The 15352-nt window shown below is 44.7% G+C and carries 13 protein-coding genes and 2 riboswitches; of the genes, 4 read left to right on the forward strand and 9 right to left on the reverse strand.

The features are described from left to right. Positions 1-10: 10 nt before the first annotated feature. The 3 genes from RRU94_RS24040 to RRU94_RS24050 all read right to left on the reverse strand — a co-directional run bounded on the left by RRU94_RS24040 (position 11) and on the right by RRU94_RS24050 (position 4058). Positions 11-1837: an APC family permease gene (locus tag RRU94_RS24040; protein WP_315696121.1), complete on the reverse strand. Its 1827-nt coding sequence runs from the start codon at positions 1835-1837 to the stop codon at positions 11-13. Positions 1838-2150: 313 nt separating this feature from the next. Continuing rightward, a riboswitch (cyclic di-AMP (ydaO/yuaA leader) is annotated at positions 2151-2294 on the reverse strand. 50 nt (positions 2295-2344) lie between these two features. Then, positions 2345-2716 (reverse strand): Na-translocating system protein MpsC family protein, encoded by a 372-nt coding sequence (locus RRU94_RS24045; protein ID WP_315693363.1) that lies wholly within the window; start codon positions 2714-2716, stop codon positions 2345-2347. Positions 2717-2798: 82 nt separating this feature from the next. Next, positions 2799-4058 (reverse strand): DUF445 domain-containing protein, encoded by a 1260-nt coding sequence (locus RRU94_RS24050; protein WP_315693364.1) that lies wholly within the window; start codon positions 4056-4058, stop codon positions 2799-2801. Between the two features lie 162 nt (positions 4059-4220). Further along, positions 4221-4400, forward strand: a riboswitch (Lysine riboswitch). Between the two features lie 74 nt (positions 4401-4474). On the opposite strand from RRU94_RS24050, the gene RRU94_RS24055 reads away from it, so the two are divergent. Further along, positions 4475-5869, forward strand: a complete 1395-nt coding sequence (locus tag RRU94_RS24055; RefSeq protein WP_315693366.1) for an amino acid permease — start codon at positions 4475-4477, stop codon at positions 5867-5869. A gap of 59 nt (positions 5870-5928) precedes the next feature. On the opposite strand, the gene RRU94_RS24060 is transcribed toward RRU94_RS24055, so the two are convergent. Next, positions 5929-7323, reverse strand: coding sequence for a branched-chain amino acid transporter BcaP (locus RRU94_RS24060; RefSeq protein WP_315693367.1), 1395 nt, complete (start codon positions 7321-7323; stop codon positions 5929-5931). A 249-nt stretch (positions 7324-7572) separates the two neighbouring features. On the opposite strand from RRU94_RS24060, the gene chrA reads away from it, so the two are divergent. Continuing rightward, on the forward strand, positions 7573-8757 hold the full coding sequence (gene chrA, locus RRU94_RS24065; protein WP_315693368.1) for a chromate efflux transporter: 1185 nt from the start codon (positions 7573-7575) through the stop codon (positions 8755-8757). 41 nt (positions 8758-8798) lie between these two features. Here chrA and RRU94_RS24070 read toward each other — a convergent pair whose 3' ends face one another. Beyond that, on the reverse strand, positions 8799-9653 hold the full coding sequence (locus RRU94_RS24070; protein WP_315693369.1) for an MBL fold metallo-hydrolase: 855 nt from the start codon (positions 9651-9653) through the stop codon (positions 8799-8801). 84 nt (positions 9654-9737) lie between these two features. Further along, a complete protein-coding gene (locus RRU94_RS24075; protein ID WP_315693370.1) occupies positions 9738-9914 on the reverse strand; it encodes a hypothetical protein in 177 nt (58 codons plus the stop codon). Positions 9915-10066: 152 nt separating this feature from the next. Here RRU94_RS24075 and RRU94_RS24080 point away from each other — a divergent pair, with 152 nt between their 5' ends. Continuing rightward, the gene (locus tag RRU94_RS24080) at positions 10067-11002 is read left to right on the forward strand and encodes an SDR family oxidoreductase (RefSeq protein ID WP_315693371.1); all 936 of its coding nucleotides are present in this window, start codon (positions 10067-10069) and stop codon (positions 11000-11002) included. A gap of 70 nt (positions 11003-11072) precedes the next feature. Here the strand turns inward: RRU94_RS24080 and arsD are convergent, their stop codons facing one another. Then, entirely contained in the window at positions 11073-11393 is a 321-nt protein-coding gene (gene arsD, locus RRU94_RS24085; RefSeq protein WP_315693372.1) for an arsenite efflux transporter metallochaperone ArsD, read from the reverse strand. A gap of 254 nt (positions 11394-11647) precedes the next feature. Between arsD and katA the strand changes: the two genes are divergently transcribed. Further along, positions 11648-13102, forward strand: a complete 1455-nt coding sequence (katA, locus tag RRU94_RS24090; RefSeq protein ID WP_315696123.1) for a catalase KatA — start codon at positions 11648-11650, stop codon at positions 13100-13102. A gap of 176 nt (positions 13103-13278) precedes the next feature. On the opposite strand, the gene RRU94_RS24095 is transcribed toward katA, so the two are convergent. Both RRU94_RS24095 and RRU94_RS24100 read right to left on the reverse strand, forming a co-directional pair. Continuing rightward, complete coding sequence (locus tag RRU94_RS24095; RefSeq protein WP_315693373.1) at positions 13279-14001, reverse strand: glycerophosphodiester phosphodiesterase; 723 nt, start codon at positions 13999-14001, stop codon at positions 13279-13281. A 149-nt stretch (positions 14002-14150) separates the two neighbouring features. After that, the gene (locus RRU94_RS24100) at positions 14151-15350 is read right to left on the reverse strand and encodes a class I SAM-dependent rRNA methyltransferase (RefSeq protein WP_315693374.1); all 1200 of its coding nucleotides are present in this window, start codon (positions 15348-15350) and stop codon (positions 14151-14153) included. Positions 15351-15352 lie beyond the last annotated feature (2 nt).

A 15352-nucleotide genomic window follows, 5' to 3' on the forward strand; every position in this document is an offset into this window, starting at 1 on the left:
CGGCGTTTTTTTACTTTTTCAAATGATAAGGCACCGTTGTGACAACGACATTTCTACGGTAAAGCAGAAAAGCCCGGATAAGCAGACTGGATTGATTGTGAAGAAAGTTATGCCAACCTTTTTTCGGAATAAACTGCGGAATAAGAACCGTCACCTGATAATTCGATTCGCGCGCCTTATGCTCTACTGTGTCCACAAATTTTGTCAGCGGCTGAATAATACTGCGATACTGCGAGTGTAAGGTAACCAGCCGTACATCCGGCTGCCATGTACTCCACTTTTCTTCAAACTTCTTTTCGTCTTCTCTTTCAAATGCAACATAAACAGCAATGATCCGCTCGGGTGAAAGAGACTTCGCATAGTTTAAAGAGTTTTCAACTACATGTGTAATACCGGAAACCGGCACAATAATAATATTTCCTTCAATCGGCACAACAGGCTCGCATGTCGTAATACGCAGCTGGTCACCGACCGCTTCATAATGCATTTTAATCCGGTGAAAGAGGTAAATAATAATAGGCAGAAACACAAGTACTGACCAAACCTGTGCAAACTTTGTTAAGAAAAACACGATCGTGACAATAAAGCTGATCAAAGCTCCGGTTGTATTAATCACAAATTTCGTGACCCATCCTTTTGGCTTTTCACGAAGCCATTTTACCATCATTCCCGTTTGCGAAAGCGTAAATGGAATAAACACGCCGACCGCGTAAAGCGGAATCAAGTTTTCCGTATGCCCGCCAAATAAAATAATTAAAAGTATAGAAGCAGCACCTAAGATCATAATACCATTCGAGTAGCCAAGCCGATCTCCTCTAAAGGTAAACATTCTTGGAATAAATTTATCCTGCGCCAAGTTTACCGCCAGTAAAGGAAATGCCGAATATCCTGTATTCGCGGCGAGAATTAAAATTAAAGCGGTCGTTCCTTGAATAAAGAAATACATAAAAGTACGGCCGAATGTTTCTTCTGCAATTTGAGAGACCACCGTTACTTCTGCCAGCGGCGAGATGCCATAATAATAAGCCAAATATACAATACCCCAAAACAAGAGGGCCAGCAGAAGCCCCATTGCTGTCAGCGTTTTGGCTGCATTGACCGGAGCCGGGCTTTTAAAGTTCGGGATCGCATTAGAAATTGCTTCAACTCCCGTTAAAGCGGAACTTCCCGATGCAAACGCCCGCAGCAGAATAAATAAGCTGATGCCTGCAACCGGGGTTCCGGCCGGAGTATGCAGATCCGGCGGCACCTCACCGGTTGCGATTCGAAACAGCCCCACACCAATTAAAATAAACAAAGCAAGGACAAACAAATAAACCGGATACGCCAGCACGGAGGCAGATTCTGTCACTCCACGCAAATTAAGAAGCGTTAACAGCACAACAAATATAACAGCGATCATTACATTGTATTCATGCAGGGCTGGAAAAGCGGACGTAATGGCGTCTGTACCAGCCGACACACTAACGGCAACCGTTAAAATATAATCAACCAGCAGCGATCCCCCGGCTATCAGCCCCGGATTGGTTCCCAGGTTTGTTTTCGACACCACATATGCGCCGCCGCCTTGCGGATAAGCATAAATAATTTGCCGATAAGACAGGATCAGTGCTGTTAATAAAATGAGCACACCGAACGCGATCGGAATCGAATACCAAAAAGCAGCTGCGCTAACAGTCATTAAAACAAGCAGTATTTGTTCCGGACCATACGCAACAGACGAAAGAGCATCTGAGGACAAAATGGCAAGTGCTTTTGTTTTGTTTAATTTTTGTTCCCCAAGCTCAGTTGACTTTAACGGCCGCCCGATCAAAAACCGTTTCACAGAAGACACCACGTTGTTCACCATCCAGTTTTGAAGTGTGTATTTCACTGTTTTTGCTCTTTCCTTGCTGTTTTTACGCAGAAAAAACCAATGACATTTTTTCCACGCGAAAACAAGAAAAGAATTTTCCTGATTTGCAATTGAAAAAAACATCATTGGTCTACGTAACGCCCAGCAAGCACTTCTGCCCTCTTTGCGTTCTGTCTTCCAAGCTGTTTTTTTAAAACTAGGCACAATAAAAAGACCTACTTTTTTGATCAAGCTGCCCTCTTTCGCAGCAGTATACCGCCACAAAAAAAAGCCCCCTGAATAAAGGTGGTCTTTAGACCTCCCTCGCTTTAGCCGACGAAGTTAGCTGACGGGCAGGATGGCGAAGAAGTACTCTCATCCTTTCCACAAAAACCGTGGAATTAGCCCCGAAAAAATTGGGTCCTCCGTTCCCCGCTGGGGGATTAGGCCGATTATGTGTTTGTTGATGACATCATTCTACTGCGCTCACTTTTTAAAGTCAATAGAATTTTAGTCAGCAGTCATTTCTTTTTCCAAATTGCGGTCGATCACAAATATTTCAATACGTTCCCCCGTTTTGGTACTCATATCACTGTGGCTTGAAAGCACTTTGCAGCCTGTATGCTTTTCGACGATTTCTTCGAATTGACTGCTGTACATTTCCCGCAGCACCTGGCGCATTTCCTTTACGAGCTTCCGCCCATCCTGGTGGCCGGCCAAGTGCTTTTCTTCTACCGTCATCACGCCTTTGAAACGGGCGATCACCATATCCTGAACGATATAGATTTTCGTTTCCTGCGGTCCCCGCCCGATCAATTCGCGCTGCAGCTTAATAAGCGCTTCACCCAGCTCGGCTTCAAGCTTTTTTTTCTGTCCTGCCACTTCCTCTTCCTCCCATTTGTCAAAATCAACCGTTTTTCATCATACGTTGAATCGCAAACATCTGTAAAGAAGAAATTACAAATTAAAAGAGAGTTTGAATACCGGCCAGCACAAGACCGATAAAAAAGCCGCAGACAGCCCCATTCACTCGAATCCATTGCAGATCTTTGCCAATATGGTTTTCCATCATCTGGACAAGTGTTTCATTATCAAGCTTATTTAAATTTTCTTCTACCAGCTTGCCGATTTTTGAATGGTTTTCTTCAACGAGCACACCTATTTGATGCTGAGCCCATGCTTCCAGCCGGTTTATTTTCTCCGGATTATCCTGCACGCTTCGAATCGTCCGGTTGATAAAAGGAAGAACATAGTTCTCCATGCATTCACCGCTTTCGATAAAAGCAGAAGCTTTTTGCTGAATGGATGTTAAGATCTCCTCAATTTTCCCGGAAAGCTCCCAGTCCTGAATCGCTGCTTCTTTCCGGGCCTCTATAACCTCCATCCATTCTTTCCGTTCTGTAATTCCCCGCATTTCTTCCTTCACCTTTAACAAAAGCGTCTGCCGGTTCATATCCTCCGGCTTCTTTATATTAATGAGTGCATTCCGCAGCAGGTTTTGCAGCAGGCTTCCCAGTTTTTCTTCGCTTAACATCTGCTGGAACGATTTCAGGGCAAACTGCATAAATCCATCCAGCTCCAAGCCTTCGATGGCTCTTAGGGCTGTTCGGCCGAGCTGGCGGCTCGTTTCATTTTTATTGAGCCACTGCTCCATGCGATCAAGCATATAATCAAGCGCTTTTTCATCGTATTGATGATGAATCAGCTTTTCTACAGCCATTTCGATCACATGTCCGGTATCAATAGACCGCAACGCCTTTTTCAGTTCTTTTTCGATCAGAGGCGCTATTTTTGTCACATCGATGGAGCGGACCATTTGATCAAGGAGCCCATTGATTTCTTTTTTTACCGCTTCCGACGAGACTTCTTTTTGGATAACCGGTATCATTTTTTGAATAACGTGCACATTTTGAAGTTTACTTTGAATGCTTTCTTTAGAAAGCCAGTCGTTTTCCAGTGTATTTACGAGCGCCGCTACAATTTTTTTGCGGTTTTTTGGCAGAAGAGCTGTATGCGGAATAGGAATGCCCATTGGATGACGAAACAGCGCCGTTACGGCAAACCAGTCAGCAAGACCGCCAACAAGGCCCGCTTCAAATCCGCCATGTAAAATAGCACTCCAGGCTGTTTCTTGAAAAGGAATAGTTGCAATAAAACCACCGCCCATCACAGCAAGTGATGCACTGGCTAAATGCTTCGATTGTGTTGGTTTTTTGTTTGTCATGTTTTCTGCACCTTCCGTACGTTCTGTTCCTTTTATTATAGCAATAATGTGAAAAATATTTTAACGTGAAGCAGATAATTTTTATATTATATTGACATAGCTAAATATTATTTGTTATCCTCTAGTTTGTAAAAATTAAATATAAAATCCTCATGGCTGTCTCAATGAGGTAGAGGTTGCGATTATTAAAAGTAGCATATCAGAAGTCTAATGGGGCTGGTGAAGGTATGTGAAAGGAATGGTCGCCGAAGTTTGAAGCATCCATTTTATGCTTCAGGCTGGGTTTGTATCAAATAGGTGCAAAACTGTCACAGATTGATTCTGTGGAGAACTATAAAGAGATAGAAAATGAGGGTTATAACGATAAAACACAAATGTCCCGTGCATTTGTGTTTTTTATTTAGGAGGAACATGGAATGGATAAAAAATGGGGATTATGGCTTCTGACGGCTATTGTCGTCGGAAACATGGTCGGTTCCGGTATTTTTATGCTGCCGAGCACGCTGGCCCAGATCGCGAGCCCGCTTGGTGTAACGATTGCCTGGCTTCTGACTGGTTTCGGTGTTTTAATGATTGCTCTCGTTTTTGGCACATTGTCAATTCGCAAGCCTGACTTAACAGGCGGCCCGCAAAGCTACGCGCGGTCGTTGTTTGAATCACCAAAGTATGGAAACACTGCCGGATTTTCGATGGTATGGGGCTATTGGGTCGCCAACTGGATCAGCAATGTCGCGATCATTACAAGTTTTGCAGGCTACTTATCAACGTTTTTCCCGGTTATGAGAAGTGAGCATATTCTTTTCACAATTGGCTCTCAGCAAGTTTCTGTAGGGCAGACGATTACATTTATCATTTGCAGCTTACTGCTTTGGGGAACACATTTTATTTTGATCACAAGCATGCAAACTGCCGGTAAGTTAAATTTTGTCGCTACTGCTTCAAAAGTGATCGGGTTTCTGCTGTTTATCACAGCTGCTCTGTTCGCTTTCCAAGTATCGAATTTTGGCGAGATGTATACACCGATTACAGACAGTGAAGGTCAGACGCACGGCTTGTTCAGTCAAGTAAACATGGCAGCTATTTCTACGCTTTGGGCATTTGTTGGAATCGAGTCAGCTGTTATCTTGTCCGGCCGGGCGAAATCCCAGCGTGATGTTGGACGTGCAACGGTTCTTGGCCTGCTCATTGCCCTTGCCATTTATGTAGCGCTGACCCTGATTACGATGGGTGTATTGCCGCAGGATGTATTAAGATCGTCTGATAAGCCATTTGTCGATGCTCTTTCTGTTTTGATCGGCGATACAGGAGCAACCGTGATGGCCCTGCTTGCGGTAATCTCGTTGTTCGGTTCCACAATTGGCTGGATTCTGCTCGCCTCTGAGGTGCCATACATTGCAGCGAAAGAAGGCAACTTCCCGGCTTTCTTTGCAAAAGTGAATAAAAAAGGCAGCCCGTCTCGCTCATTGGCCATCACAAATGCGATGTCACAGATTTTTGTTTTCTCGACGATTTCCGGAACAATCAGCGAAGCATTCACGTTTTTAACAACGTCCGCTACGCTTGCTTACTTGATTCCGTACCTGGTTTCATCTCTGTATCTGTTAAAGCTTACTTTAAAAGGCGAAACGTACGAAGCAGGCGACAAAGCGCGCATCCGTCACGGAATCATTGCCGCAATTGCGCTTGTGTACTCTCTTTGGGTTATTAAATCAGGAACGGCGGACTGGTTAACCTTTACTCTTGGAATCGGACTGTTCCTTCTAGGTGTTGTCATTTACCCTATTCTGCGTCGCTCACGTCTTATTAAATAAATCTCTTTGTTATATAGATAAGAAAAAACCGTCCCGAATTCGGGACGGTTTTTTTATTGTTATTGATTTAATTTTGAACGCTTGCGCGAATAAACGAAATAAATCACGACCCCGATCAACAGCCAGATAATAAAGCGAATCCATGTAGCTGCACCAAGCTGCAGAATCAAGAATCCGCAGAATAGGATGGCTAAAATCGGAACCAGCGGAACAGCCGGGCAGCGGAATGCACGCGGCAGGTCCGGCTGCTTGTATCGAAGCACGATAACAGCAATCGATACGAGGACAAACGCTGACAACGTACCGATATTAACAAGCTTCGCCAGTTCATCCAGCGAAATAAGCGCACCCATCAAGCCGGCAATCAATCCGAAAATCCATGTTGCAATAAAAGGCGTTTGATATTTCTTATGCACTTTTGACAAAACAGGCGGCATTAAACCGTCCCGTGACATGGAAAACATAACACGTGTCTGGCCATACAACATAACGAGCATAACTGTTGTCATCCCTAAAATTGCACCAAGGTCAATCACACCAGCTACCCAGTTTTGTCCAGCGACTTGAAGCGGCAATGAAATGGGATGCGCCACTCCTTCAAATTGAGCAAACGGCACAACACCTGTCATAATCGCAGAAACGACTACATAAAGCACTGTACAAATAAACAGCGATGAAAGAATTCCAATTGGCAGGTCTCTTTTCGGATTTTTTGTTTCTTCAGCCGCAGACGAGATCGCATCAAATCCGATAAAAGCAAAGAATACAAGTGCCGCAGCGGCAAACACACCATCAAAACCAAATGGCATAAACGGATCCCAGTTAGCCGGCTTTACATACCCGGCAGCTACTACGATAAACAAAAGAACAACTGCTACCTTAATGATAACCATGATATTGTTCACGCGCTTTGATTCTCTCACACCAATTGAAAGTAAAAACGTAATAAGCATAACAATTAAAAAGGCCGGAAGATTAAAATACGTTGTCGTTCCTTCAATGGTACCCGGAGCTGCTGTTAAAGCAGTAGGAATATGAAGGCCGAACCCAGCAAGCAATGATTGAAAATAACCAGACCATCCGACTGACACGGCACTTACAGCCAACAAATACTCAAGAACCAAATCCCATCCAATGATGAAAGCAATAAATTCACCAAGTGTCGTATACGTGTATGTGTAAACAGAACCTGCGATTGGTACCGTTGACGCAAATTCCGCATAAGACAGAGCAGCAAACAAACAAGCAAGACCAGCGATCACAAAGGATATAATTAATCCCGGTCCAGCGGTTAAGGCACCTGTCCCAGTCAGAACGAAAATCCCCGTTCCAATGATGGCACCAATACCCAGCATCGTTAAATCAAAGGGACCCAATTCTTTTTTGAGCGCGCTTTTTGGCTGGCCATCAAGCAGATCCCTAATATTCTTTTTTCGAAATAATGATTGATTCATACTTTTTTCCTCGCTTTCTGAAAATTTATTATATTAGAGTAATAGACTTGTTGCAATACAATAATAAAAAATTTTTTGAAAATTTAATTGAATGGAAAAATTCTTACTTTTATCCTTTCTTTCCCTGTTTTTCTTTCCGGCAAAACGGCTGATCTTTAATATTTTGTAAAGGTTTCCTCTTGCTTCTTGAAGGAATGAAACAGCCGTGCTACCTTAAATAAAACGTTTTTAAAATTAAAGGAGTAAACGATGAAGAAAAGAAATGCCAAGACACTATGGGAAATTTTAGTTGTATCAACCCGGCTTGGGCTGACTTCTTTCGGCGGCCCCACAGCCCACTTAGGATATTTTCACGAAGAATATGTACGCAGACGAAAATGGATAGATGAACAGAGCTATGCTGACTTGGTCGCTCTCTGTCAATTGATTCCCGGTCCAGCAAGCAGCCAGGTCGGCATCGGCATTGGTGCCGCACGAGGCGGTGTGATCGGCAGCTTGCTGGCTTTTCTTGGCTTTACGCTCCCTTCTGTTATAGCCCTCATTTTGTTTGCCCTTCTTTTGCAAGGAGGAAACATAGCGGAAGCCGGCTGGATTCACGGATTAAAGCTTGTGGCTGTAGCGGTTGTGGCTCATGCCATTTTAGGAATGGCGGAAAAATTAGCCCCGGATCTTAAGCGGAAAGCCATTGTGCTCGCTGCACTCGCAGTCGTTTTGCTCTGGCAGGCTGTGTTTGTGCAGGTACTCATTATTGCAGCGGCTGCTTTAATCGGCTTTTTTCTTTATCCAAAGCATGATTCAAATACGGCCCGCCCTTTTATTTTCCCAATTTCCCGGGCATTTGGTATCGCTTGTCTCGTGCTTTTCTTCGCTCTGCTCTTCTGTCTTCCTTTGCTTCGCCAGGCGACAGGGCTGGACTGGCTGGCACTGTTTGACAGCTTTTACCGTAGTGGTGCACTTGTGTTCGGCGGCGGGCATGTTGTTCTGCCTCTTTTGGAACGAGAATTTGTTCCAGCGGGCTGGCTGACAGCAGAACAGTTTTTAGCCGGCTATGGAGCTGCTCAAGCTGTACCGGGACCGCTTTTTACATTCGCCGCTTATATTGGTGCCGTGATTGATGGCTGGAAAGGCGGTCTGCTCGCTACAGCTGCCATCTTCCTGCCAGCGTTTCTGCTCGTTTTCGGTATCCTCCCTTTTTGGGATGAACTTCGCCGCAAGCCTGCTGTTCAAGGCGCTCTGATGGGTGTAAACGCTGCGGTTATCGGTTTATTGATTGCTGCATTTTACATGCCTATTTGGACGAGCAGCATTAATCGTCCCCTTGATTTTGTTTTAGCTGCCGTATTATTCAGCCTGCTGGCACACTGGAAGCTTCCACCCTGGATGGTCGTCATAATCGGCGCACTGGGCGGCATACTTTTGGACGCTTTTCTATAAAAAATGGTCTCTTTCCAAAAGAGACCATTTTTTACATTCATTTATTTTTCTTCATCTACGTATTTTCCATAATCGGGAACTGCCACTCTGTCGAATTCTTGAACGAGCACAGCTAATCCATCCGATAATTCGCTGCCGCTCATCGGGCGCCCATGGCCCGTTATTGTGACAGCCGGCTTTAGCTTCTCCAACGCCGCTACAGAATTTTTTGCAGCTTCCCAGTCGGTCGTCAAGTACCGAGGAGGACCGTTTAACTCTTCCTTTTGCGTCACCACTTTGTAAAAAGAATCCTGCTTAACGGTTACAAATGCATCACCCGCCAGTAAAAGGCGATCCTTGTCGCGGAACAGCGATATGTGCCCCGGTGAGTGCCCCGGCGTATGAATCCAGCGAAAATCCGGCAGGTGCGGGACTTCCCCATCAGATGGAAGCTTTTCTACATTCCCCCCCAGGTTAATCGGCTCACGCGGAAACAGCGGCGACATCTTCGCTACCATGCCCCCCTCTACCGTCGCATCCGGCTTCGGGTATGGCTCATGGCCCGTTAAATGCGGCAGCTCCAGTTCGTGTGCATAAACCGTTACCTGCCAATGCTTTACCAATTCAATGACAGCTCCCACGTGATCAAAATGGCCGTGTGTTAAAATGATTGCTTTCGGACGGCTGCCGGCACCAAAATACTTTTCTGATACGGAAATAATTTCTTCGGCAGAGCCGGGCATTCCTGCATCTACTAAAACGAATTCTCCGGTGTCTGGATCTCCAACCAGGCAAATATTGACGATTTGAATCGTGTGGCAGACAATACCCGGCACGACTTCAACGGACTCGCCGCTTTTCACTGAAGTGGCGGGAATAAATTTGTAATCACTGCCATATGTCATCTGCTGTTCCATCTGCCATCCTCCTTTTTTGCTGTAAATGGTACGCCCGTTAGTATTCCTCCGCCAAAGCAAACTATAAAAAACAGAAGCAGCCTTTTAAATCACCGGATATACCCATCCATAACGCGGATTGCAGTAATATGGGGGTCTTGTGCCTATTTTCGGTACTTGAATGCTCGCACCACCATCTGCCGTGTACATAATTCGTTCTTTTTCATTAGATTGTTGAACAAGCAGCAGCTTGACCTGGCCATGTACTTCATAAGCCTGCACGTGCACTTCCTCCCTTCTGTTTCGTTTCTCCTTACTTTATTCAGCTTTCATTTAAATGGACTCCGACTTCTTCGTTTCGAAACATTCACCACAAACGCCTATCTTACATACAGTGAGATAGGTTATTTTCAAATGAGGGGGGTCTTTCCATTTTGAATGATAAAACAGATAAGAACCAAAACGGGTCTCCACATTCGTATCCTCTTTACCCTAATTATGGAAAAATAACACAATATGAAGATGTTTCGCTTACAGTTCCAGAACAGCGGCAGCTGCGGCAGCCTGGGTTGGAAAAGTGGATGGTGCCCCGTCCAATTGTAGAAAATCCGAATGAAAAAGGAAGCGGGAAGCTGAAAGGAAAAACGGCCCTGATCACAGGGGGAGACAGTGGCATCGGAGCCGCCGTGGCCATTGCTTTTGCCAAAGAAGGAGCCAATGTGGCGATTGCTTATTTGGATGAGCACGAAGATGCCGAACGGACTAAAAACAGAATCCAGGAACTCGGACAGTCTTGCTTACTGCTGCCGGGTGATCTCGGAAAAAAAGAGCAATGTGCTGCCATTGTGGAAAACACCGTAAAAACACTTGGCGGCCTTGATGTGCTGTGCAATCACGTCGGTATTCAATTTCAGCAGCTCAGCCTGCTCGACATTACAGACGAACAGTTTGATCTCACCTTTAAAATTAATATTTATTCTCATTTTTATACAACGCGGGCCGCTCTTCCCCATTTGAAAGCAGGAAGTTCTATTATTAATACTTCTTCCGTTACAGCTTACCGGGGACATAAAGAATTGATTGATTATACGTCCACCAAAGCAGCAAATATTGGCTTTACAAGGGCTTTAGCCCATAGCCTGATCGGCCAAGGAATTCGCGTAAACGCCGTGGCACCCGGCCGCGTGTGGACGCCTCTTATTCCGGCAAGCTTTTCAGCAGACCAGGTTCCGCTCGTTAATAACCTCATGGATCGCCAAGGGCAGCCGTTTGAACTGGCCCCAGCTTACGTATATCTTGCTTCCGACGATTCACGGTATATGACCGGGCAGACTATTCACGTTAATGGAGGCGAATGGACTTCTTCATAACGGCTGTCCTGAAAAATAGGCACAGAAAAGGAGACAGCATTCAGCTGCCTCCTTTTTCAGCTTATCCGTTTTACTTCTGTAAACTGCCCGCTTCTGCGCCCAGCCATTCTGCAAATTCAGCATCCGTAGGATACATGCGTTCTTTCACTACTTCTCCGTTCAGAAAAATAATCGGCAAAATCCCCGGCCCTTTTTCTTGCATAAGTGTATGTACCGTTTCATTTTCCAAAAAAGCCTCTGAATGATCCGCTAAGTTAAAGCGTTTAATATGGGCTCCTTTTTCCTGCCACATATGAACTGAAGCGGCCACGCGGGCGAGCTCAGGGTCTACGCGTGGGCCGCATGTACCAGAACAGCACATGGCCGGGTCGAAAATATGAATGGTTGTCATTCGATTCCCCTCTTTCTTCATTTGCTAAAAGTATACACCGTTTCAGACAGCGCTTTCAACGATAGATTTTTGATAAAAAAGGATATTACGCCTTTATGATTTTAAAAAATAATTCTATAGACGATCTCGATTTCATACATTATCATATTAGAGAAAGTTTTTATTGATAATTATTATAAATAAATATTGACTTTCGTTTGAGAAGTGTTATCATTTACTTATAGTAAACAATAACTGATGAGGTGATTTCTTTGATTGAAAAAAGCAATCGTTTAACAACCAGCTGGGGTGCTCCTGTTGGGGATAATCAAAACTCACAAACAGCGGGAGATCGCGGTCCTACTTTAATTCAAGATGTTCATTTGCTTGAAAAACTAGCTCACTTCAACCGCGAACGCGTACCTGAGCGCGTTGTTCACGCAAAAGGCGCTGGTGCACATGGCTACTTTGAAGTAACAAATGATGAAATCTCAAAATATACAAAAGCAGACTTTTTAGCCGAAGCAGGCAAACGTACGCCGATGTTTATCCGCTTCTCAACTGTTGCTGGCGAGCTTGGATCAGCTGATACGGTTCGTGATCCGCGCGGCTTTGCAGTTAAGTTTTATACAGAAGAAGGCAACTATGATATTGTCGGAAACAATACACCTGTATTTTTCATTCGCGACGCGATTAAATTCCCTGACTTTATCCATACACAAAAACGCCATCCGCAAACGCACTTGAAAAACCCTACAGCCGTTTGGGATTTCTGGTCTTTATCACCTGAATCACTTCATCAGGTTACGATTTTAATGTCTGACCGTGGTATCCCGGCAACGCTCCGTCATATGCATGGATTCGGCAGCCACACCTTTAAATGGGTAAACGCTGAAGGACAAGCTGTCTGGGTGAAATACCACTTTAAAACAGACCAAGGTGTAAAAAATCTGGATGTAGATGTTGCCGCAAAACTAGCTGGTGAAAATCCGGATTATCATACAGAAGATTTATTTAACGCTATTGAAAACGGTGATTTCCCATCTTGGACGCTGTATGTGCAAATTATGCCATACGAAGATGCCAATACGTATAAATGGGATCCATTTGATGTCACAAAAGTATGGTCACAAAAAGACTATCCATTAATCGAAGTTGGTAAAATGACACTGGACCGCAATCCAGAAAACTATTTTGCAGAAGTTGAGCAGGCTACATTCTCACCAGGTACTCTTGTTCCAGGTATTGAGCCGTCACCAGATAAAATGCTTCAAGGCCGCTTGTTCGCTTATGCAGATGCACACCGCTACCGTGTTGGCGCTAACCATAACACACTGCCAATCAACTCGCCAAAATGCCCGTACCACAACTATCAGCGCGACGGCCAAATGCGCTTCGACGGCAATGGCGGCAAGTCGGTTTATTATGAGCCAAACAGCTTTGGCGGCCCGGCTGAAACACCGGAAGCGAAGCTGACACCATTTGAAGTGCAAGGCTTTGCAGGTCAGCACAGCTACAGCCATGATGACCATTACACACAAGCAGGCGACTTGTACCGTTTATTGTCTGAAGATGAGCGCACACGCCTTGTGAACAACATCGTTGGTGCGATGAAACCGGTAGAGCGTGAAGACATTAAGCTTCGCCAGATCGCCCATTTCTATAAAGCAGATCCGGAATACGGCACACGCATTGCAGAAGGGCTTGGCCTTGCCGTTCCAGCACAGTAAATAAAAAAAGAGGTATTCCGCCCGTTTGCGGATACCTCTTTTATTTTGAAAAGGAGTGAACATTCGTTGAAAAAAGCCCAAATTTGTCCTGACTGCCAAATGGCTATGAAAAAGCTAAAGCACAGTACTTTATGCGGATGCGGTATTAAACTTACAACGATCAGCCGCTCAAAGCGTTAACGAAACCGTTCAGGAAAATCGGTAATAAGCGCTTCTACTGGCACACCACTGCCCCGAATCCGCTCCCACTCTTTCGGGTGGTTAATTGTATAGAGACGAAGAAGCATACCGCTGTTAACAGCTTCCCTGCCATAGCCGCTAAGCGCATAGGATGACTGTGTATGAAGGGCCCTTAAACCAAGCTCTTTCGCTCTTGCCAATGCATCACGGCGTATTTTCCAAATAAGTCCCGCAACTGCTATGTACGGGTCCAGCTCAATCACCCGCTTAATGCTGTCGAAGTTAAACGAAGAAATAATGATTCTCTCCCGCATCTGGTAAGCGTTAATCAAATCCAGCACTTGTTTTTCGATTCCGTGGTAAGGTACTTTATTCGTTTTGAGTTCAATATTGATCTGCAGCTTATTGCCTGCCGCCCACTTAAAAAATTCATCAAGTGTTGGAATTTTTTCGCCTGCGAAGGACGGACTGAACCAGCTTCCTGCATCAAGCTGTGCCAATTCATCCAGCGTCATTCGCCCAATGGCTCCCCTGCCGTTTGTTGTCCGATTAACGGTTTCATCATGAATAATGACAAGCTCTCCATCCCTTGTCATTTGTACATCGAGTTCAATGCCGTCTGCCCCTTTTTGAGCAGCTGCCCGGAAAGCGGCCATTGTATTTTCGGGGCATGTTCCGCTTGCACCGCGATGGGCAAAAATGACCGGCTTTTGATTCATGCTGATCTCTCCTTTTTATATCATCCTCTTTATCTTATGTTAAATGAAAGAAGAAGCGCCAGTTTTGAGCTATGCGCTGCTAGGACGCTATACATGTTAAACCGGTTTTCCTCATAAAAAAACGGCTTCCTTGTGCGGAAGCCGTTTTTTTATTTCTTTTTAATTTTTACAAACATCACTTTTAAATAATGGCCTTCAGGAAAAGCCTCTATGGTTCGAAAATCTTCCGGCAGCCCGTATTGCTCGACAATCTCATAAGCCGCTCCCTGTTCCTTGCAGGCTTCTTTAATAAACTTCTTAAATGTTTTTACATCCACAGCGCTGCTGTTTGTAGAGGCGACAATGATGCCTTTATGCTTCGTTAACTGAATCGTTTCTTCAAGCAGCTTTGTATAATCTTTTGCTGCGCTGAAGGTCCGTTTTTTTGTTTTCGCAAAACTGGGCGGGTCGACAACAACAAGATCAAAGGTCCGCTTTTTTCGGGCAGCGTATTTAAAATATTGAAATACATCGTCCACAACGATTTCCTGCTCCGAGACATCAATTCCGTTCGCTTCAAATTGCTGGATTGTCTTTGGCCTGCTTCGGTTGGCGACATCAACACTTGTTGTTTTTACAGCGCCTCCAAGCACAGAAGAAACAGAAAATGCGCCTGTATAGGAAAACATATTAAGCATTTCCGCACCTTTGGCATATCTTGTGCGGATCGCATTTCTTACTTCACGCTGATCAAGAAAAATTCCGGTCATAGCACCGTCATTTAAATCCACACAAAAATTCACGCCATTTTCTTTGATCAGCATTGGAAACTCGCCGCGCTCTCCTTCTACAAAATCATCATCTTCAATGTACTGCCCTTTCTGGTCAAAGCGCTTTTTCTCATAAATCCCTTTGAATTCGAGCTTCTCGCGCATGGCAGTCAGGATGTCTTTCCGGAATGAGTAAATACCCTCGCTGTACCAGTGAATAACATAAAAACCGTCATAGTAATCGATAATTAGCCCGCCAATTCCGTCTCCTTCACCATTAAACAAGCGAAAAGCCGTTGTATCAGGGTCTTTCATCAGCTCTTTACGGTGCTGAAAAGCCGCCTCTATTTTGCGGGCGAAAAAAGCAGCATCGATATATTCTTCCGGCTCCCGGGTGATGACCCAGCCGATGCCTTTATTTTGTACGCCGTAATAGCCGGTACCGATATAGTTTTTTTTATCATCTAAAATACGGAGAATATCCCCTTCTTCTTTGAGTGCTTTTGGGTTTTCAATCGCTTCTTTTTCAAGAAGAGGGTATCCCGCGCGAAGCTTTGCTGCCGCTTTTTTGTTTACCTTTATATTGATCAGTGTTTTCATTC

Origin of the sequence: Domibacillus sp. DTU_2020_1001157_1_SI_ALB_TIR_016 (assembly GCF_032341995.1) — a bacterium.
Taxonomy (GTDB): domain Bacteria; phylum Bacillota; class Bacilli; order Bacillales; family Domibacillaceae; genus Domibacillus; species Domibacillus indicus_A.